Source organism: Pseudoalteromonas sp. S327 (assembly GCF_005886415.1).
Classification (GTDB): Bacteria; Pseudomonadota; Gammaproteobacteria; order Enterobacterales; family Alteromonadaceae; genus Pseudoalteromonas; species Pseudoalteromonas atlantica.
On record NZ_PNDP01000055.1, the window covers coordinates 24,723 to 46,315 of the forward strand.

The 21,593-nt window shown below is 40.9% G+C and carries 17 protein-coding genes; 14 read left to right on the top strand and 3 right to left on the bottom strand.

The window, feature by feature from the left end; translation table 11 throughout:
* Window positions 1–45: 45 nt before the first annotated feature.
* Window positions 46–552 carry a glycine cleavage system transcriptional repressor gene (locus tag CWB60_RS16580; RefSeq protein ID WP_024031441.1) on the bottom strand — a complete coding sequence of 169 codons (507 nt, stop codon included), beginning with the start codon at window positions 550–552 and terminating at the stop codon, window positions 46–48.
* Window positions 553–1,209: 657 nt separating this feature from the next.
* Between CWB60_RS16580 and CWB60_RS16585 the strand changes: the two genes are divergently transcribed.
* The 7 genes from CWB60_RS16585 to CWB60_RS16615 all read left to right on the top strand — a co-directional run bounded on the left by CWB60_RS16585 (window position 1,210) and on the right by CWB60_RS16615 (window position 9,850).
* A complete protein-coding gene (locus tag CWB60_RS16585; protein ID WP_064386998.1) occupies window positions 1,210–3,444 on the top strand; it encodes an ABC transporter permease subunit in 2,235 nt (744 codons plus the stop codon).
* A gap of 15 nt (window positions 3,445–3,459) precedes the next feature.
* Window positions 3,460–5,109: a phosphate ABC transporter permease PstA gene (gene pstA / locus CWB60_RS16590; protein ID WP_138579517.1), complete on the top strand. Its 1,650-nt coding sequence runs from the start codon at window positions 3,460–3,462 to the stop codon at window positions 5,107–5,109.
* 26 nt (window positions 5,110–5,135) lie between these two features.
* Entirely contained in the window at window positions 5,136–5,963 is an 828-nt protein-coding gene (gene pstB, locus CWB60_RS16595) for a phosphate ABC transporter ATP-binding protein PstB (RefSeq protein ID WP_004587622.1), read from the top strand.
* A 45-nt stretch (window positions 5,964–6,008) separates the two neighbouring features.
* Window positions 6,009–6,710 (top strand): phosphate signaling complex protein PhoU, encoded by a 702-nt coding sequence (phoU, locus tag CWB60_RS16600; protein WP_004587621.1) that lies wholly within the window; start codon window positions 6,009–6,011, stop codon window positions 6,708–6,710.
* Between the two features lie 150 nt (window positions 6,711–6,860).
* The gene (locus CWB60_RS16605; RefSeq protein ID WP_004587620.1) at window positions 6,861–7,538 is read left to right on the top strand and encodes a TIGR00153 family protein; all 678 of its coding nucleotides are present in this window, start codon (window positions 6,861–6,863) and stop codon (window positions 7,536–7,538) included.
* A gap of 40 nt (window positions 7,539–7,578) precedes the next feature.
* Window positions 7,579–8,847, top strand: a complete 1,269-nt coding sequence (locus tag CWB60_RS16610; RefSeq protein ID WP_024031439.1) for an inorganic phosphate transporter — start codon at window positions 7,579–7,581, stop codon at window positions 8,845–8,847.
* Between the two features lie 82 nt (window positions 8,848–8,929).
* On the top strand, window positions 8,930–9,850 hold the full coding sequence (locus tag CWB60_RS16615) for a hydrogen peroxide-inducible genes activator (protein ID WP_004587618.1): 921 nt from the start codon (window positions 8,930–8,932) through the stop codon (window positions 9,848–9,850).
* Window positions 9,851–9,969: 119 nt separating this feature from the next.
* On the opposite strand, the gene CWB60_RS21015 is transcribed toward CWB60_RS16615, so the two are convergent.
* Together CWB60_RS21015 and CWB60_RS16625 are read right to left on the bottom strand one after the other, a co-directional pair.
* Window positions 9,970–10,182 (bottom strand): hypothetical protein, encoded by a 213-nt coding sequence (locus tag CWB60_RS21015; protein WP_024031438.1) that lies wholly within the window; start codon window positions 10,180–10,182, stop codon window positions 9,970–9,972.
* A gap of 187 nt (window positions 10,183–10,369) precedes the next feature.
* Window positions 10,370–12,901, bottom strand: coding sequence for an EAL domain-containing protein (locus CWB60_RS16625; protein WP_138579515.1), 2,532 nt, complete (start codon window positions 12,899–12,901; stop codon window positions 10,370–10,372).
* A gap of 201 nt (window positions 12,902–13,102) precedes the next feature.
* Between CWB60_RS16625 and queA the strand changes: the two genes are divergently transcribed.
* The 7 genes from queA (at window position 13,103) to CWB60_RS16660 (ending at window position 21,565) form a co-directional block, all read left to right on the top strand.
* On the top strand, window positions 13,103–14,134 hold the full coding sequence (queA, locus tag CWB60_RS16630; RefSeq protein WP_138579513.1) for a tRNA preQ1(34) S-adenosylmethionine ribosyltransferase-isomerase QueA: 1,032 nt from the start codon (window positions 13,103–13,105) through the stop codon (window positions 14,132–14,134).
* A gap of 175 nt (window positions 14,135–14,309) precedes the next feature.
* Window positions 14,310–15,434, top strand: a complete 1,125-nt coding sequence (gene tgt / locus CWB60_RS16635) for a tRNA guanosine(34) transglycosylase Tgt (protein ID WP_138579511.1) — start codon at window positions 14,310–14,312, stop codon at window positions 15,432–15,434.
* Window positions 15,435–15,459: 25 nt separating this feature from the next.
* Window positions 15,460–15,795 carry a preprotein translocase subunit YajC gene (yajC, locus tag CWB60_RS16640; protein WP_004587613.1) on the top strand — a complete coding sequence of 112 codons (336 nt, stop codon included), beginning with the start codon at window positions 15,460–15,462 and terminating at the stop codon, window positions 15,793–15,795.
* Between the two features lie 19 nt (window positions 15,796–15,814).
* Window positions 15,815–17,674, top strand: a complete 1,860-nt coding sequence (secD, locus tag CWB60_RS16645; RefSeq protein WP_004587612.1) for a protein translocase subunit SecD — start codon at window positions 15,815–15,817, stop codon at window positions 17,672–17,674.
* 9 nt (window positions 17,675–17,683) lie between these two features.
* Window positions 17,684–18,631, top strand: coding sequence for a protein translocase subunit SecF (gene secF / locus CWB60_RS16650; RefSeq protein WP_004587611.1), 948 nt, complete (start codon window positions 17,684–17,686; stop codon window positions 18,629–18,631).
* Window positions 18,632–18,948: 317 nt separating this feature from the next.
* Window positions 18,949–20,739, top strand: a complete 1,791-nt coding sequence (locus tag CWB60_RS16655) for a GGDEF domain-containing protein (RefSeq protein WP_138579509.1) — start codon at window positions 18,949–18,951, stop codon at window positions 20,737–20,739.
* 16 nt (window positions 20,740–20,755) lie between these two features.
* Window positions 20,756–21,565, top strand: a complete 810-nt coding sequence (locus CWB60_RS16660) for a substrate-binding periplasmic protein (RefSeq protein ID WP_004587609.1) — start codon at window positions 20,756–20,758, stop codon at window positions 21,563–21,565.
* Window positions 21,566–21,593 lie beyond the last annotated feature (28 nt).

The window sequence follows — 21,593 nt, forward strand, 5'->3', positions numbered from 1 at the left end:
CATAAAAATGACTACCATGTCATTTTTATGTCAACGGCGTTTGGGCTATGCCTCTTCAATATCTACAATTAAATCACTGGTAATCGATTCAAGTGCATCAATAACTTCTTCTTTATTCATACCACTGGGTAAGGTAACAGTCGCTACGGCACTAAAAATAGGCACTCCCCAATTTGGCGCACTTTGTTGCCTTGAGTTTAAGTGAGTAATGCTAGCGCCTTTGTGGCGTATTACACTTGCCAGCTCCTGAACAATGCCCGGGCGGTCATTGCCAGTAATGACAAAATTTATTTGCTCTTTGCTACTTGGCTCTACTTCTGTGTTGCCAGTTTCAATCCGTACGTCGAGTTTAGGTAAGGCATTTAATGCGTTTTGCAATGCTTCAAAGTGCTCTTGCGCTACTTCTACCTGAATAATACCGGCAAAGTGGCCTAGTAAGTGGCTTAAATTACTGCTCAGCCAGTTACCCTTATTTTGCAATATAACCGATGAAATACTTTCTACTAATCCGGGCCGGTCTTGCCCTAAAATGGTGATTACCAACTGCTTCATAAATAGCTCTCTCTAAGCCTGAAAATGTAAATGCGTAGGCATTAAGTGTTTATAACGTTTCTATCATTGTAGTGGGTAATATAAACGCATAAAAACTAATTGTTTATTATTACTTATTTGTGTCTTTATCGTTGAGTTTTTTTAACTTTAGCGCTGCGGTCTGGTTTCGTTATACATAGATTTAGTATTGTCTGCGTTAAATTGTTTGTCCAATAAAAGCACAAATTAGTTCCTTCAAGAACATAAATACACTCTGAATTTATTAACAATTTTATAGCATTTTTGATAATAAGTGTCATTTATGAACCATAACATTTATTTTTTTAATGCTTTGAGCGCTATGTACTTTATTTAACCATAAAAGTGTTAACAACTGATGCGCCATAAAAGCATAAATTTAGTCATCTCCAGCAGAGCAGTAAAACGCGTTATTAAATAGCTAAATAGGCACTAATTTAGGGCGTTTATATTAAATATTTCCCCTTTTTTGTATCGATTTATGTTGTGTCATATCAGTGAGTAACAATTAAGCAAGGGCTGTCATTAGAAAAAAGGACTGATTTTAAAGCGTTTAGGCGGGTATTTATTACATCTGTAACATTACTGTCATCTTGATGAAATATAATTTGTACAACGACAGAATTAAAGGGTGTTTTGATGACTTCCAATCCGAATAAGCCGACTTTAAATACGGATCGAAGCCGTCTATTTAAAGACCGGTTTGCAAAGTGGGGTATTTCCGCAGGCGGAGTAATGGTATTAATAGCATTGTTATTAATATTCTTTTACCTTCTTTATGTAGTACAACCAATTTTTGAATCAGCAAAAGTAGAAAAACGTAACAGTTTTAACGTTGCTAATGCTGAACAAATTGTGGGCTTAGGTGTTGAGGAGCAAACTGAGGTTGCTTTTTTACTCTCTCAGCAAGGAAAGGTAGATTTTTATAGTGTGCAAGATGGCAGCTTTGGTAAAAAGCTTAAAACATTAAGCGCCGAGCTACCTAGTGATGCATCAAGCTTTGCAAACAGTGCGCCGTTTCAGGGGCATTATGCGTTTGGTTTAGAAAATGGCTCAGTGGTGCTGGTAGCACCTAAGTTTTTAGTTACTTTTCCTAACAACGAAAGAAAGCTAACGCCACGTTTAGATTATCCACTTGGCAAAATGGCATTAGAAGTTGACGAGCAAGGTGCTGCCATTAAGCGTTTTGCATTTAGTCATTACGAAGATAAAACAGCCGTGGTTGCTTTAACCGAAGACAAACGCGTTTTATTTAGCAGCTTTGTTGCTGAAGAAAACATGTTTACCGGTGAAGTAGAATGGGTAGTTGAGCGCACTGAGCTTAATATTGAAGGCCGTGTTGATGAGCTTTTAATTTCGCCAGACACCACCCGCACATTTGTACGTTCGGCGAATCAAATTTATGTTTACGATACACGCTATCCAAGCGAAGTAGAGCAAATTCAGCTGCTTTCGGCTAACGAAGAAAGTGCTAACTTAGTGTCTGCGCAGCTACTTGCAGGTGCTAACTCACTCATGCTTGCAAACGATAACGGTGAAGTATCGCAGTGGTTTGAAGTCAATACAGACAGCGGCCGTGAGTATCAAAAAATTCGCTCGTTTGAAACAACTAAACAAAGCAAGCTGAACATTTTTACCGAGTTTTATCGTCGAACTTTCTTCACTACGAGCAGTAACGGTGAGTTAGGTGTGTATTACACCACTAGTGAGGCAAAACTTTGGCAAGGTAAAGTAAGTGATGGCGAGATTAAAAACTTTGCTATAGCTCCGCGCTCAAATGCCGCCCTTATTTTAGCCGATAATCAACTAACCGTCTTAGAAATTCATAATGAGCACCCAGAGGTTACCTGGTCTGCACTTTGGCAAGAAGTGTGGTACGAAGGTTACCCTGAGCCTGGTTATATTTGGCAATCTACATCAGCAAGTGATGACTTTGAGTCTAAATTTTCTTTGGTTCCTATTTCGTTTGGTACGTTAAAAGCAGCGCTTTACGCCATGCTATTTGCAGTACCCATTGCGCTTTCTGCCGCTATTTACACCGCTTACTTTATGTCGAGCGAGCTGCGTAAAGTGGTAAAGCCAACGGTAGAAATTATGGAAGCCCTCCCGACTGTAATATTAGGCTTTTTAGCAGGCCTGTGGTTAGCGCCACTTATAGAAGAGCACCTACCTGCTATTGTCGGCTTATTGATTTTATTACCGTTAGGTGTGCTAGCAACAGCACTAGGTTGGACTAAGTTACCAGTGAGTATTCGTCATAAAATCCCTGAAGGGTCGCACTCTATTTTACTTATTCCGGTTGTTCTATTAATTGGTTGGTTCTCGTTCGCGATGAGCGAAACAGTAGAGCTTTGGATGTTTGATGGCAATGTACGTCAATACCTAACCAACGAGCTTGGTATGACGTTTGACCAACGTAATTCATTAGTTGTTGGTATTGCGATGGGCTTTGCCGTTATTCCTACTATATTCTCGATTGCAGAAGATGCCGTATTTAGTGTTCCTAAACACTTATCAAATGGCTCACTAGCACTTGGTGCTACGCAGTGGCAAACGCTAGTACGTGTTGTACTACTTACAGCAAGCCCAGGTATTTTCTCTGCCGTGATGATGGGACTTGGTCGTGCAGTAGGCGAAACCATGATTGTATTAATGGCAACAGGTAATACGCCAATTATGGATTGGAGTATTTTCCAAGGTATGCGTACGCTTGCAGCAAACATTGCGGTAGAAATGCCTGAATCAGAAGTAGGCAGCTCGCACTATAGAATATTATTCTTAGCAGCATTTGTACTATTCATATTCACCTTTATTTTCAACACAGTGGCTGAGTTTGTTCGTCAGCAACTGCGTGAAAAATACAGCTCAATGTAAGTGGAGAGACACGACATGGTAAAGCAGTGGTTTAAGTCTGGTTCTCCTTGGATTTGGATGACAGGTGGTGCGGTAAGCATCAGCTTAATTTCAGTTCTCGGTTTATTAGCAATGATAGCTTGGAAGGGATTAAGCTTTTTCTGGCCATCAGAGGTAGTTCAATTTGAGCTAGAAGGGTCTATTTCAAAACAAACCATCATTGGTGAAGTTTACGACCGAGAACTTGTGCCTACAGCGCGTTTAGCTGCAACAGGTATTGATGTATCAGATTTTAATAAAGACGAAGTTGAGCGTTTACTTATAAAAACAGGTAACCGCGAATATGTAGATTTAGATTTTCGTTGGATATTAGAAACCGATATTACTGAGCAAAGTACACCGGCTACGCTTGCTGTATTTGAGCGCAGTAAAAACGGTAACTTTTATGGCTACATAGAAGGTGTAATTAAAGATGGAAAGCCGGTTACTAGCGATAAAATCGAAACCTTACATGAGCTAGTAGAGCGTGCGGTTGATTTAAACGACGAAGCGCTTGATTTACAAAATGGCGACATTGGTCATATCAACTACGAATTAGAGCGTCTTCGCTTACAAGAAAAGGCGTACCTACTTGATGACGAACTAACCGATGAGCGTGTTGCCGAGCTTGCTCAAGCACGTGCCGAGTTACGTAACGAATATGCAGTACTTGAAAAAGAGTTATTTGCACTGCGTAAAAAAGCCAAGCGTGACCAAGTTTTAGTTAAGGACATGCGTGGTGAAGTAGTCACCATTCCACTGTATCAAGTGCTTGATGTTTGGTTGCCTAACGACATGGGCTTTTTCTCAAAGTTAGGTCATTACTTTGTACAACTGGGTAAGTTTGTATCAGACGACCCACGTGAAGCAAACACCGAGGGCGGCGTATTCCCTGCTATATTTGGTACAGTATTTATGGTTATGCTGATGGCCGTTATTGTGACCCCATTTGGTGTTGTAGCTGCAATTTACTTACATGAATACGCAGCTAAAAATGCAGTAACTAAGATGATTCGTATTGCGGTAATTAACCTTGCCGGTGTACCGTCTATTGTTTACGGTGTATTTGGCTTAGGCTTTTTTGTTTACATGTTAGGTGGTAGCCTTGACCAACTGTTTTATCCAGAAGCTGCGCCAACGCCAGTATTTGGTACGCCGGGTGTTATGTGGTCTGCGCTTACATTAGCTATTCTTACATTACCGGTTGTTATTGTATCAACCGAGGAAGGTTTATCGCGTATTCCTAGTACAGTGCGTGATGGTTCATTAGCGCTTGGTGCAACCAAAGTTGAAACCTTATGGCGTATTATTATTCCTATGGCAAGCCCAGCAATTATGACGGGTTTAATACTTGCAGTTGCTCGAGCGGCCGGTGAAGTTGCGCCGTTAATGCTCGTAGGTGTGGTAAAAATGGCCCCTACGTTACCACTTGATGGCAACTTCCCTTATTTTCACTTAGATAGAAAGTTCATGCACTTAGGCTTTCATATTTATGATGTGGGCTTTCAAAGCCCGAATGTTGAAGCGGCACGCCCGCTGGTATACGCAACGGCCTTCTTATTAGTGTCGGTGATTATTACCCTCAACATAACAGCGATAGGCATACGTAACCATTTACGTGAAAAATTCAGATCGCTTGAACACTAATTAGTAAAGAATTATAGGTAACAAACATGATTACAGTCGCTCCACAAGTAAACCAAGCTAACAAAAGCTTGAAGTTAGACTTAGAAAACTTAACTGATGACCAAAAAGCGTTAGAGATTAAGGACCTTGATCTTTACTATGGTGAAAAGCAAGCGCTTAGCAAAGTAAATATGAATATCCCGAAAGGCCAAGTTACGGCGTTTATTGGCCCGTCGGGGTGTGGTAAATCAACGCTATTGCGTTGTATTAACCGCATGAACGATTTAGTTGATGTGTGTCGTATTGAAGGTGAAATATTACTTCACGGCCAAAACATTTACGATAAAAGTGTAGATGTAGCCGCGCTTCGTCGTAACGTGGGTATGGTGTTTCAGCGTCCTAACCCATTTCCTAAATCAATTTATGAAAATGTGGTTTATGGCCTACGCTTACAAGGTATTAAAGAAAAGCGTAAGCTAGATGAAGTGGTAGAACAATCACTTCGCGGTGCGGCTTTATGGGATGAAGTAAAAGACAGATTACACGATAGTGCATTTGGCCTATCAGGTGGTCAGCAACAGCGTTTAGTTATTGCCCGTTCAATTGCGATTGAACCTGAAGTACTATTACTTGATGAACCAACATCGGCACTTGACCCAATTTCTACTTTGGTTATTGAAGAGCTAATTAACGATTTAAAGAACAAATTTACCGTTGTTATTGTGACACATAACATGCAACAAGCAGCGCGTGTATCTGATCAAACGGCCTTTATGTACATGGGCGAGTTGATTGAATACTCAGACACAAATACCTTATTTACAACGCCAAGTAAAAAGAAAACGGAAGACTACATTACAGGCCGTTACGGCTAGTCGTATACGTTTTAGTGTTGTAAACGAATTTAAGAGAAGGTAATTATGGAACATAATATAAATAAGCATATTTCTGGGCGCTTTAACCAAGAGCTAGAAAATGTTCGTAACCATGTACTTAACATGGGTGGCCTAGTTGAGCAGCAGCTAAGCAGTGCATTAGATGCAGTAAGTCGCAATGATGCTGAACTGGCACAAAAAGTACGCCAGAACGATTACAAAGTAAATGCGATGGAAGTTAGCATTGATGATGAATGTACGCGCATCATTGCGCGTCGTCAGCCTGCAGCGAGCGATTTACGCTTAGTAATAGCCATTGCAAAAACGATTGCCGATTTAGAGCGCATTGGCGATGAAGCAGAGCGCATTGCTAAAGTGGCACTTGATTCATTTACTAAAGATCAGCAAGATTTATTAGTGAATATTGAAAACATGGGTCGCCAAGTTTTAAAAATGCTACACGATGTACTTGATGCATTTGCGCGCATGGATGTACAACGCGCCTTTGAAGTACATAAAGAAGATGCAAAAGTTGACCGTGAATATGAAGCAATCACACGTCAAATTATGACTTACATGATGGAAGATCCACGCTCAATTCCTAAAATTATGGATTTAGTATGGTCTGTACGTTCATTAGAGCGTATTGGCGACCGTTGCCAAAATATTGCGGAATACATTATTTATTTTGTAAACGGCAAAGATATTCGTCATACATCTCAAGAAGATATAGAAAAATCGTTGTAGGTTTTTATCTATCATTCTTTTTTATTAAAGCGGCTTAGTGCCGCTTTATGCATTGTTAGCCATGATGAAATAATAAAAAGCGTTCACAATCGCGGCTAATACTGTAAAATTCATGCTGCAAAGCATATCAATTTGATTAAAGGGTCAGTTATGCCTACAAACGCGTTTTTAGGAGTATTTGCAAAATCTCCTATCAAACCAATGGAAGAACACATCAAGAAGGTTCATCAAGCAAGTAAAGCCTTGATACCTTTTTTTAATCACGTATTTAAAGAAGAGTGGCAGCAAGCAGAAGAGCTTCGCTTAACTATTCGTAATTTAGAGCGTGAAGCTGATGATATGAAAAGAGATATACGCTTACAATTACCGCGTGGTTTATTCATGCCGGTAGAGCGTACAGATCTGCTCGAACTCGTAACTCAACAAGATAAAATAGCAAATAAGGCTAAAGACATTGCAGGGCGCGTAATTGGCCGTGAAATGACAATTCCTAGTGCTATGCAAGCAGACTTTTTAGCTTATCTAACACGCTGTGTTGATGCGACTAAACAAGCATCAAAAGCAATTAATGAGTTAGAAGAATTGTTAGAAACGGGCTTTAAAGGTCGCGAGGTGACTTTAGTAGAAAAAATGCTCGTAGAATTGGATGCCATAGAACAAGACACGGATGAAATGCAAATTAAAGTACGCCGCCAACTACGCGATGTAGAAAGCGAGCTAAACCCAATTGATGTTATGTTTTTATACAAAATAATTGAATGGGTTGGCGAACTTGCAGATATTGCAGAGCGCGTAGGATCACGTCTTGAGCTGATGCTAGCTCGTTAATTTATAAAAATCAGTTCAAACGAAAGATTAAGGTTACACAATGGATATCATTGCATCTTACGGCACGGTATTAGTTTTAATTGCCGCAGCAGTCGGCTTTTTTATGGCTTATGGTATTGGCGCGAACGACGTTGCTAATGCGATGGGTACTTCGGTAGGTTCAAAAGCGTTAACAATTAAACAAGCAATTATTATTGCTATGATTTTTGAATTTGCTGGTGCTTACTTAGCAGGTGGTGAGGTTACATCAACAATCCGTAAAGGTATTATTGATGCTGCGCCTTTTGCTGCTCTCCCTGATTTAATGGTTTTAGGTATGATCTCTGCACTTTTTGCAGCGGGTACTTGGCTATTAATTGCCTCATTTTTAGGTTGGCCTGTTTCAACAACTCACTCAATTATTGGTGCAATCATTGGTTTTGCATTAGTTGCAGTGGGTACAGAGGCTATTCAATGGAATAAAGTAGGTGGTATTGTAGGTAGCTGGATTATTACACCTGCTATTTCGGGCTTTATTGCTTACTTAATCTTTATGAGTGCGCAAAAGCTGATTTTTGATACTGATGCACCGCTTAAAAACGCAAAACGCTTTGTACCTTTGTACATGGGTTTAGCGGGTTTTATTATGGCGCTAGTAACAATTAAAAAAGGCTTAAAGCATATAGGTATTAACCTAGGCGCTACTGAAGGTTATTTAATTGCGATCGCGATTGCTGTAATTGTAGCTATTATTGGTAAAATTGCGATTTCACGTTTAAATATCGACCCTAAAGCCGATAAACAAATGCAATTTAATAACGTAGAAAAAGTATTTGCGGTATTAATGGTATTAACAGCGTGTTGTATGGCGTTTGCGCATGGCTCAAACGATGTAGCGAATGCAATTGGTCCACTTGCTGCGGTTGTGAACATTGTTGAAAGCAACGGTGAAATTGCTAAAAAAGCGGCTATTGCTTGGTGGATTTTACCACTAGGTGGTTTTGGTATTGTTGCCGGTCTTGCTATTTTAGGTAAAAAGGTAATTAAAACGATAGGTGAAGGTATTACTCACTTAACGCCTAGCCGTGGTTTTGCTGCCGAATTAGCTGCTGCGTCTACCGTTGTTATTGCATCAGGTACAGGTATGCCAATTTCTACTACACAAACCTTAGTTGGTGCGGTATTAGGTGTAGGTATGGCACGTGGTATTGCTGCACTTAACATGGGTGTTATCAGAAACATTGTAGTTTCTTGGGTAATTACATTGCCAGTTGGCGCTGCCCTTGCTATTGTTATTTTCTACGTACTAAGAACCGCGTTTGGGGTTTAACAAAAAAGTACTCAAAGACTTTTAGCTTGAAAAGATCTCAACGCCCTAGGTGTTGGGGTCTTTTTATTTGTGGAAAGAAAAAATGACCAACCTACCAAGTATTAAACAGCTACAGTATTTATTAGCTGTACATCAGCACCAGCATTTTGGCCGTGCAGCAAGTGCGTGCTTTATTGGGCAATCTACTTTAAGCAGTGCAATTCAAAACCTTGAAGAAACACTCGGTTGTCAGCTAATTGAGCGAGAAAATCGCAGCCTTATGTTTACCAGTATTGGTGAAGAGGTCGTTGAGCGCTCTCGTAAAATTATTAACGATACAATTAGTTTAAAAGAGCTAACCAAAAGCTTTTTAACGCCACTCAGTGGTAAGTTAGTGGTAGGGGTTATACCCACTATCGCCAGCTTCATAGCGGCGCCTTTGTATCACTTTTGTAAGCAAACCTTTTGTGATTTAGAGTTGGTACTCGTTGAAGATACCAGCGACAAGTTATTAGATAAGCTTGAACACGGCCATATTGATTTAGCCTTATTAGCCTTACCGTACCAAACGGAGAAGTTTCATACTCAAGTATTGGCTAAAGATCACTTTAGTTTAGTGCACCATAAAGATTACAGCCCTGCTAAAGGCGTTGAAGACTTTAACTTGCTACCCGATGCTAGTGTGTTTTTATTAGAGCGAGAGCATTGTATGACGGGGCATGCATTAAGTGCGTGTCATCTAAACCGCTCAAGCTGTATTAACCCTTTTGAAGCTGCAAGCTTACATACCTTATTAAGCATGGTAGAGCATCAGTTAGGGGTTACATTTTTACCGCAGATGGCGATTAATGCGGGTATTCTTAAAGATAAAAACATGATAGCAACCCCATCGCAAGGCGATGCCTACAGAGATATAGGCATACTGTGGCGTAAAACCACAGGAAGAATTCGCGACTTTAAGTTATTCAGCCAACAGCTAGAAGTGTTTTTGGCTCGCCAATGTAGCTTAGACTTTGAGAGTTAAGCCTATTTACCTTTAAGGTTAAAGTGCAGCAGTAATATGTTGCTTTAGGTAAACAGGGTTTGAGCAGTGTGGTTATTGGTCACTATTAAGCACCAGCGTAGCATAAACAAAACAGCAGCCTACAAGGGCTGCTGTTTGCTATGTGTTTGGCTTTCAAAGGGTTCGAGTTCGGGTAGAAAAAGCAAGTAAATCCAAACCACTACATTAAAATACGGGAGTAGGCCTAAAGTAGCAAATACGCCTACTGGGTAGCCCTTTAGCTGCGCGTACCGGTAGCACTGATACGCAATTACACAATGTATTACGAGAAGTAAAATAATCAACTGCGCCATACCTTCCTCCTTAAACCTGACAAGCTTTAACCTCTATGTAATTGCTAGTCATGTATGCTTATAGGTAATGTCATGTTTTTATTGTTAAATCATCAAAATAACAAGACATTTACTAAGTGGTACGTAAAGTATAGGCAATAAGTGCAATAATGATAGTAATAAAATGCTTAAAACTGTTTAAAAATGTTTAGCTGGCGCTAGTGTGTTGTTGGATAAAAGGTTTCTTTTGGTAAATAATTTTAAGCGTCGATTGTACTTTTTCTACAGGCACAGGACGGGCAATAAAATAGCCTTGTCCGTAGTCCACACCAATCTCTTTTAGTGCAAAAAATATCTCTTCGCTTTCTACGTATTCTGCCACAGAGCGCTTATCAAGGGAGCGGCTTATATCGTTAATGGCCTTAACCAGTGCTAAGTCAATGGGGTCGTTAATCATGTCGCGTACAAACGAGCCATCTATTTTTACATGCTGTGCAGGTAACTGTTTTAAATAGTTAAATGTACTAAAGCCTGTACCAAAATCATCAATAGAAAAATGACAGCCTAAACTGTTTAGCTTTTCTATCATTTTACGGGTGGCTTTTAAATTGTTAACTGAGGCAGACTCGGTAATTTCAAAAATAATACGCGAAGGCGGTACGTGGTATTTTTCTAGGCTCGATTCTATATGTGGCACTAAGCGCTCATCTAAAAACGATTGAGCAGAGAGGTTAATAGCCACTTGATTTAAATCTGGGTGTTCAGCCACGCTAGCAATGGCATTGCGAATAACACATTGGTCCATTAAAAAGGTGTCGTTTAGCAGCTCAAGAGAGGGAATAAATTGATTAGGGAAAATAAGTTTATCGTCTACTTTTAAACGCAGTAACGCTTCAAAATAAGCCACTTTATTGGCTTTAAAGTCCCATATTGGCTGATAGTGCAGTTCTACGTTATCTTGCTGAAGTGCTTGTCGAATCTCATGCCCCCACTCAAGCCCGGTTTGCAAGGTGTTATTTTGCGCATCTTCTTTTGAGTAGCAGTGCACTAGGTTACGGCCTAAACTTTTAGCAATATATAAGGCTATATCGGCTTGCTTGAGGCACTCACTCGGGTCGCAATTTTTAGCCGTTATTTGCGTTAAGCCAATAGAGCAGCTAATTGAATATACTTGGTCTTCAGATTTAAACTCGTGCTGTTCAATCGCGCTACAAATACTCTCTGCAATTAGGTGAGCGTCAAGCAGCTGCGTATTTTTTAAAATAACAGCAAATTCGTCACCGCCTATTCTACACACTAAATGTTTAGCGCTAATGTTTGCTTCAAATAATTGAGCTACATCTTTTAGTACAATGTCGCCTTGTTGGTGGCCTTTGCTGTCGTTAATTATTTTAAAATGATCTAAATCGATGTAAATAAGCGCGTGCTCTACATCACCATAGGTGTGTTTAGTTTGGCATATATTATTGAGTTGTTGATCAAAATAATAACGGTTATGTAAGCCTGTTAGCGTATCGTGCAGGGCTAAGTGGCGCAGCTTTAATTCAGCTTGTTTACGCTCGTGTATGTTGTCGATTGTGGCAGTAATGGTGGCATTATTACGGCTATTTTTTATTAGCTGTAAGCGGCATTCCACCCAAATCTGATTGCCATTTTTATGATTAAGTTGAATCTCGACTTGCTGCTGGTGCATGCCGCCATTAAGAATATCGTTAATGGTCGTATTTAGTTTTACTTGGCATTCATCAGAGCAATAATCGATTAATGATTTTTGCAAAGACGATTTAACCCCAAAGCCACTTAGTGTTTCCCAAGCAGGATTGATAAAGCGAATTTTACCTTGTTGGTCGAGCTCTAAAACCACCGTATTTAAATGCAGCAAAATACGTTGGTGCGCCGAAAAAAGCTCTTTGTAGCGTACTTCGCTAATACTTAACTGTTCAACCTTTTGGGCAAACTCAGCATAACTAACCATAAAGTCTTCACGGCGCGCAGCATGGTCACATACTTTATTTAAAAACGACGGGTCGTATGGCGCTCTTATAAAGTCGGTAACACCGGACAGCAGCAGCTGCTCTGCATAGTCGGCATCGTTATTATCAATAATAGTTACAATGGCTTGTTTAGGGTTATGTTGCAGTATTTCTTCGACTAACTTATCGGATGTGCCCGCATGTGAAGCGGTTGCATCAAGTAGTACAATGGCAAACTGTTGTTGGTTGTAAGCGTTTAAAGCACTTTGGCTTGAGGTGACATGGGTAATGGCAAAATTGAGCTTAAGTTGCTCTGCTATTTCATCGGCTTTTTGCGCTATTGGTTCAAGCAAGAGTAAATTAAGGCGGCTGCTTTTTTCTAAATGCGTAGACAGAACATTGGCCAGCACCTGCGGCAGCATATCTTGGTGCTCAAAGGGCAGTACGGCATCTATGCCATAACTACGAGCGGTGGTTTCAGCTATACGCTCACAGTAAATAGGCGGAATAAGTAAAATTGGGGTGTTTTTAGGTGTTTTAAGTAAGCCTGAGCGGATCATGCGAGAAAAACGCCAGCCATCTATTTTCCCCACGCTCAAGCCCGTAATAATCATGTTTACTGGCTGCTTTTTTAACAGAGTGAGCGCATCTTGGCTATCTGCTACTTCTATGAATTCAAATACCTTTAAATGTCCTAAAGTGGCGCGAATAGTGCGGCGTTCTTCACTACTTGCGTTTAGAATGAGCAACTTCAGCTTACCTGCCACTTTTTTAACCCCGAAATTAGAAACATCATTATTTAAGGTGAGTAAGAATAATGATATTTACCAATAAGAACAAGATTATTTAAAGTAGTTACTCAAATGTATCTAAAATAGGGTGAATCCTCTCAACTGTGGTAGATATCTTGAGCTTAGCCGAGGATAGATATACACTTGGCGCGATTTTAATGATGTGGAATACCGACTATGCGCGTGGCTGACTTTAGCTTTGACTTACCTGATGAATTAATTGCTCGTTTTCCTAAACAAGACAGAACCAGCAGCCGTTTACTAACCCTAGATGGCCCAACTGGCAACGTTGAACATAAAGTGTTTAGCGACCTACTTGATTTAGTAAACGAAGGTGACTTATTAGTATTTAATAATACCCGCGTTATTCCTGCTCGTATGTTCGGCCAAAAAGCCTCTGGCGGTAAAGTCGAAGTACTTGTAGAGCGTGTAGTTGATGAACACCGCGTACTTGCCCATGTAAGAGCAAGTAAGTCGTTAAAGCCTGGTAACGAAGTTATTTTAGAAGGCAAAGCAAAAGCGACAATGATTGCGCGTCACGATACGTTATTTGAGCTTGAATTTGATCGCACCCAAAATGTACTAGATATTCTAAACGACATTGGCCACATGCCTTTACCTCCTTACATTGACCGCCCAGACACCGAAGCTGACCGCGAGCGTTATCAAACCGTTTATGGCGAAAAGCCCGGTGCAGTAGCAGCGCCTACGGCAGGGCTGCATTTTGACGATAAGCTAATGGCGGCATTAAAACAAAAAGGCGTAAACATGGCGTTTGTTACGCTACATGTTGGCGCAGGTACGTTTCAGCCGGTGCGCGTAGAAAGCGTAGATGAGCATGTAATGCACTCTGAATACATTGAAGTACCTGATGAGGTGGTTCACGCTGTTGCTAATACAAAAGCTAACGGTGGCCGTGTTATAGCTGTGGGAACTACCTCTGTGCGCTCGTTGGAGTCGGCAGCAAAAGTACACGGCGGTAAATTAGAGAGCTATTTTGGCGATACCGATATTTTTATTTTTCCGGGTTATCAGTTTAATGTAGTTGATGCCATGGTGACTAATTTTCACTTGCCAGAATCAACCCTCATAATGCTAGTAAGTGCCTTTAGCGGCCAAGATAACATTATGGGCGCGTACAACACGGCTATAGAACAAAAGTACCGCTTTTTTAGCTACGGCGATGCGATGTTTTTAACACGTAAATAAGCACGTTTTTATCCGGTACCGTTTTTAAAAGCCCAGCTCGCACGCTGGGTTTTTATTTGCCTGCGCTAATACGCAGTGAATTTAGCGCAGCTAATAGTAATAACGGGGCAAAAAGGGTAGAATCGAGCGGTTAAATTATAGCTTGTTGGACTGTTTTTCCGACATTGAGGATGATATGAAATTTGAATTAGACCGCACCGACGGAAAAGCGCGCCGCGGCCGCTTGATTTTTGACCGTGGTGTAATAGAAACGCCTGCATTTATGCCAGTAGGTACTTACGGTACTGTTAAGGGCATGACCCCAGATGAAGTTAAAGCCACAGGGGCACAAATTTGTTTGGGTAACACCTTTCATTTAATGCTACGCCCAGGTACTGAAATCATTAAACAACACGGTGATTTACACGACTTTATGAATTGGGACTTTCCAATTTTAACCGACTCAGGTGGTTTCCAAGTATTTAGCCTTGGTGCTATGCGTAAAATTACCGAAGAAGGCGTGTTGTTCCAATCGCCGGTAAATGGTGACCAAATTATGATGTCGCCTGAAAAATCAATGGAAGTACAGCGTGATTTAGGCTCAGACATCGTAATGATTTTTGACGAATGTACGCCATACCCTGCCACCGAAAAAGAAGCAAAAGACTCAATGGAGTTATCGCTTCGTTGGGCTAAGCGCTCTAAAGAAGGCCACGGCGATAACCCATCAGCCTTATTTGGTATTATTCAAGGTGGTATGTACCCAGAGTTACGTGAACAATCACAAAAAGGCCTAGAAGAAATTGGCTTTGATGGTTACGCATTAGGCGGCCTATCGGTTGGTGAGCCTAAAAACGAAATGATGAATATTCTTGATCATTGTGCGTACAAAATGCCAGAAGACAAACCGCGCTACTTAATGGGTGTAGGTAAACCTGAAGACTTAGTTGAGTCTGTACGCCGTGGTATTGATATGTTTGACTGTGTAATGCCTACCCGTAATGCACGTAATGGTCATTTATTTATTACCACAGGTACAATTAAAATTCGCAACGCAGTACATAAAACAGACACTGGCCCACTTGATCCTGAGTGTGATTGCCATACCTGTAAAAATTATTCGCGTGCTTATTTGCATCACCTTGATAAATGTAACGAAATTTTAGGCGCACGACTAAACACAATCCATAACTTACGTTACTATCAGCGTGTTATGGAAGGCCTACGCAATGCAATTAGCGAAGGTAAACTAGAAGAATTTGTTAGTGATTTTTATGCTCGCCGTGGCCAAGACGTGCCAGAGCTTGCAGATATAAATTAAAATTTAAAAATATAGAGGAAGTATTATGAGTTTATTTATTTCAAACGCACACGCCGCTGCTGGTCAACCTGCTGCAAGTGGTGGCTGGGAAATGCTAATTATGTTAGCTATTTTCGGTTTAGTTTTTTACTTTTTAATTTACCGCCCACAAGCTAAGCGTGTGAAAGAGCACAAAAGCCTTATGAGCGCGATGGCTAAAGGTGATGAAGTACTTACCCAAGGCGGTTTAGTAGGTAAAATTGTTAAAATTACTGAAGATAAAGATTTCATCGTGATTTCTTTAAATGAGCAAGCTGAAGTAACAGTACAAAAATCGGCAGTATCTGCTGTATTGCCTAAAGGCACAATGAAGTCACTATAAAAATAAAAAGGACATGCCTGTGTTAAACAAGTTTCCAATTTGGAAGTATTTACTTGTTTTAGCTGTGGTAGCCATTGGCCTTTTATATGCTTCTCCAAACTTGTATGGCCGCGATCCGGCCATTCAGGTTTCGGGGGCAAAAGGCGCAGATGTCGATCTCAGTGTAGTAGACAAAGTAAACGCAACCCTCAAACAACATAATGTAACAGCTAAGTCTACCGTGCTTGAAGGCGGCCAAGTATTAGTACGTTTTAAAAATGTTGAAGAACAGCTAAAAGCGCAAGACTTACTGCGTAATTCTCTTAGCGACGATTATATCTCTGCTATTAATATGGCACCTGCGCAACCTGCATGGTTAAAATCATTGGGTGGTAACCCTATGAAGCTAGGTCTTGATTTAAGTGGTGGTGTTCACTTCACCATGGAAATCGACATGGCAACCGCGGTAGATAATCAGCTAGAGCAAATGGAACAAGATTTTCGTAGCGACCTACGCGAAGAAAAACTTCGTTACCGTAGTGTTCGCCGCGTAGCGGGCTCTGAGCGTATGCGTGTAGAAATGCGTACAGAAGAAGATAAAGAAGCGGCTGAACGCTTTTTAGCATCGCGCTACCCACTAAACGTATACATTGATGATAGCAGTAACGATCGCGCATTTTTTGCCACTATGAGTGAGCAAAAGCTTAAAGAAATACGTGACTACGCTATTAAGCAAAACGAAACCATTATTCGTAATCGTATTAACCAAATTGGTGTTGCAGAGCCTAACGTACAGCGCCAAGGTGCTGAGCGCATTATTGTGCAACTACCAGGTGTACAAGATACAGCACGCGCTAAAGAAATTTTAGGTGCAACGGCCACGCTTGAATTTCGTGAAGTAGACGAAAACGCAGACCCAAGTGCAGCTGCTCAAGGGCGTATTCCTGCGGGCACAGAAATGATCATGAGCCGTGATGGCTACCCTGTGGTACTTAAAAAACGTGTCATTCTTGAAGGTAGCCATATCACTGGTGCGCAATCAGGAAACGACGAATACCAGCGCCCACAAGTAAGCATTACCTTAGATAGCAAAGGCGGGGCAAAAATGAATGCCTTTACCAAGCGTGCTATTGGTAAGCGCATGGCAACGGTATTTATTGAATACAAGCCATCGGGTAAAAAAGATGCTGACGGTAAAGCACTTCCACCTATTAAGGTAGAAGAGGTTATTAACGTTGCGACTATTCAGGCTCGTCTTGACCGCTCATTCCGTATTACAGGTATTGATAACCCAGCCGAAGCCCACAACTTAAGCTTACTATTACGCGCCGGTGCATTAGTAGCGCCAATTCAAATTGTTGAAGAGCGCACAGTAGGCCCAAGCCTAGGTCAAGAAAACATTGAAGCCGGTATGACAGCGGTAGCCCTTGGCTTTGCGTTTGTACTTGCCTTTATGCTTATTTACTACAAAGGGTTTGGTTTAGTTGCCAACATTGCACTAGCAGCTAACTTAGTGCTTATTGTAGGTGTAATGTCGTTAATTCCAGGAGCCACATTAACGCTGCCAGGTATTGCCGGTATTGTATTAACAGTGGGTATGGCGGTTGATGCTAACGTACTTATTTTTGAGCGTATTCGTGAAGAGCTGGCCGATGGCCGCAGCCCTCAACAAGCCGTTCATTTTGGTTACGATAGCGCCTTTAGTACTATTTTTGATGCCAATATTACCACTTTAATTGCTGCGGTTATTTTATTTGCAGTGGGCACTGGCCCTATTGCAGGTTTTGCCGTAACACTCGCAATTGGTATTTTAACTTCAATGTTTACAGCCATAGTTGGTACCCGTGCGGTAATTAACTTATTTATTGGTGGTAAGCGCATTGATAAACTTTCAATTTAAGGAGCGGACATGCAAATTTTAAGTTTGGGTGGTAAAACCCTACGTTTCATGTCACTTCGTAAAGTGGCAATGGGTTTTTCTACGCTATTAATTTTAGCGTCGTTTGCCTCAATTTTTATCAAAGGTTTAAACTTTGGTTTAGATTTTACTGGCGGTACCGCTGTAGAGGTTGGTTTTTCGCAACCTGCAGATTTGAAAAAAGTACGCTCAGTATTAGCTGAAAACGGGTTTGCCGATGCTTCAGTGCAGCTGTTTGGTTCTAGCCAAGATATTTTGGTTCGTTTAGCGCCGCGTGGCAGTGAAGTAAAAGCCGAAGTTATTGGTAACCAAGTTATTACTGCCTTAAAGCAAGCTGATGAGAGCGTAGTAATGCGCCGCATTGAGTTTGTAGGCCCAAGCGTAGGGGAAGACTTAAAAGAGCAGGGTGGCCTTGCCATGTTAACTGCGCTTATTTGTATTTTGATTTACGTGGCATTTCGCTTTGAGTGGCGTTTTGCTGTGGGCGCGGTAGGTGCACTATTACACGATGTAATTATTACAGTTGGTTTGTTTTCTGTATTAGGGTTAGAGTTTGACTTAACTATTTTAGCGGCAATATTGGCGGTAATTGGTTACTCACTTAACGATACTATTGTTGTATCTGACCGTATTCGTGAAAACTTCCGTAAAGTACGCATCGACGATACTATCGAAATTATCGACATGTCGCTAACGCAAACACTTAATCGTACACTTGTAACGTCAATCACCACTATTTTGGTATTGATTGCGTTATTTGTATGGGGCGGACAAACTATTCATGGCTTTGCTACAGCCCTGTTATTTGGTGTGTTCATTGGTACTTATTCTTCAGTTTACGTTGCAAGCTCGGTAGCTATTACCATGGGCGTAAGTAAAGAAGATTTAATACCAGAGGTAATTGAAAAAGAAGGCGCAGACCTAGACGCATTGCCGTAATAGAGTTAACGCTAAATAAAACCGCTCAATTGAGCGGTTTTTTATTGCGCGCGGTTTTATAGAGCTTGGTTGCTTTAAGATTAAACGTACACGCTTTTTAGGCTGAACTTAAAGCCTTGAGCCGGTTATATAATTAAGCCCTTACAAAAACGTATGAATATTTAACAGTATATTAGGCTATAAACTTAGCGCTTAGATTGTACCGCCCCTAAATTGAGCAAATTTAATCCTGAAAGGTCAATAGCACCTAATGCCATAAAATTGTCATACAGGCTTGCTACTTTAATGCCCCTATTAAACGACAATCAGGTTTTGCAGTGACGATGCAGCGCAAAGTACTAGAGTACATTTTAAGTAACGGTGAAATAACCACGTTATTTCAGCCTATTTTTGATATAGCTAATCAAACAATTATAGGTTACGAAGCGCTAAGTCGAGGGCCTAAAAACAGCCCTTTGGAAATGCCTAACCGTCTGTTTGAAGCGGCCAGTGAGCACGCTTTAATTTCAGAGCTTGAGTTATTGTGCCGCTCAAAAGCAATTGAAAACTTTGTAAAGCTTAATCTAAACGGTAAGTTATTTTTAAATGTAAGCCCTAAAACCTTGCTTGACCCTTGCCACCCAAAAGGTGAAACCTTGCACTTAATAGAGCAGTTTGGCTTAGCAGCAAACCGCGTGGTGATTGAGGTAACAGAGCAAGAAAAGGTCGACGATGGTTTTTTATTATTAAAAACAATTGCACACTACCGCGAGCTGGGTTTTACCATTGCCATTGACGACTTAGGTGCTGGTTACTCGGGTTTAAAACAGTGGTCTGAACTATGCCCCGACTTTGTAAAAATCGACCGTTACTTTATTGATCATTGCGATGAAAGCGAAGTTAAAAAAGAGTTTTTAAAATCGATTACGGTACTCGCAAAAGCAACAAACACCGCAGTAATAGCCGAAGGCATAGAAAGAGTAGAAGAGCTTGCCTATGTTGAAAGCTTAGGCATAGCAAACGTACAAGGTTTTTTACTGGAAAAACCAAACTCAAATCCAAGCCTTGATTACAGCTCAGAGCAATTACAAGCATTAAACTTTAAACAGCCAAGCAATACGTTTGATCAATCAATAGCGATTGGCTGGCTTGCTGTTACACAAGAAGCAATAGACAGCGAAACCCGTTGCAAAGACGCCCACAAGCTATTCGAAAAAGACAAAGCCGTGATGAGCCTAGCGGTTTTAAATAAAGCCGGCCAACCGGTTGGCTTACTACATAAAGATCAGCTCACTGAGGTGTTTGCAGCGCCCTATGGCCATGCACTTTACGACAAGTGCCCCGTAACCGACTTTATGGATAAACAACCTTTAGTGGTGGATGAAAACCAACTTCTTGATACCGTGAGTCAGCAAATTACAGAGCAAGACTTTGATATTCGCCGCCATATTGTGATCACCCGAAATAAACGTTACCTAGGGCTTGCCCCATTGCGTGATATTTTAAAGCATATAACAGAAGAAAAAATTCGTCACGCCCAGCATGCTAACCCACTCACCATGCTCCCTGGTAATGTAGCCATTAATGAGGCAATAGAGCAAAGGTTACGCTCACAAAGTGCGTTTTCGCTTGCCTATATAGATCTTAATCACTTTAAGCAGTTCAATGATTTATACGGTTATGCCAGTGGCGATAGTGTGATTAAATTATTGGCAGATGTAACCGTGCAAGCATGCGAAAACAGTGCTAACTTTGTAGGACATATAGGTGGTGATGACTTTATGGTTGTGTTTGACCAATCAGATGCTGTGTATATTTGTAATACCATAATTGAGCAGTTTGAACTGCAATCACGCACTTTTTTTACGCCTGAGCACATTAAGAGCAAAGGCTACTGGGCTACAAATCGTGAGGGAGAAAAGCAATTTGTACCTTTACTTACGTTATCAATTGGCCTTGTGGAGCCCGACTTACAAGAATGTAAAAACAGCCATCAAGTTGCAGCACTTGCAACAGATGCTAAAAAAGAGGCTAAGCGATATCGCCATAGTTATTTGTTTATTTGTAAGCGCAGAAAGCCTGCGCCTGCCGTAGTGCGCTTAGCACCAGAGAATAAACAGGTGGTATAAAAAATAGGTAATTATTATGTTGCCATTAAAAGTAGTTGTTGGTGGATTTGCTTTATTTGCGGTTAGTTTTTTTGTGCAAGGGGTAGAAATTGTTAATGTTGCTCAAAAGCAAAGTGTGCAAAATGCCCGTGAAGAATACCTAAGTGAGCTATTAACACGAGCCCTAGAGCGGGCTAATTATCCTGTAGACATAAAAATGCAGCCAGTGAGCTTACAGCAACAGCGTGACCTGATTGAGCTAGATAAAACAGAGTTAGATGTTTATTGGAGCATGAGCAGCCCAGAACGAGAGGCACGGGCAATAGCCGTTAAAGTCCCGCTATTTAAAGGCTTTATAGGCAAGCGCGTTTTATTAACCAGTAAAAAAAATGTCGAAAAATTTAAAGGCATTACCACTTTGGCGCAATTAAGTGAGCTCTCGGCAGTGCAAGGGCATGATTGGCCAGATACAAAAATAATGGCCTATAACGGCTTACATGTAAGGCCGCTGAGTAACTATCAAGCTATGTTTACGCTTACTAGCCGTGGCAGAATTGATTACTTTCCTCGCTCATTTATCGAAGTTAATTCTGAGCTTGTTGCCAATGCGCAGAGTAACTTAGTTATTGTGCCTAATTTATTTATTAGTTATCCCACCGGTATTTATTATTTTGTTGTAAGTAGTAAGCCAGCTTTAGCGCAAGCCATAGAGCTTGGGTTGCAAAACATGCAAAACAGCGGAGAGTTTGATGCGTTATTTGATGAGTATTTTGCAAAAGACATAAACTCTCTCCCTTTTACAAAAGGTTATACCACGGAGCTAAAGCTCGATAACCCTTACTTTTAAAACAAAAAAGGAGCCATAGGCTCCTTTT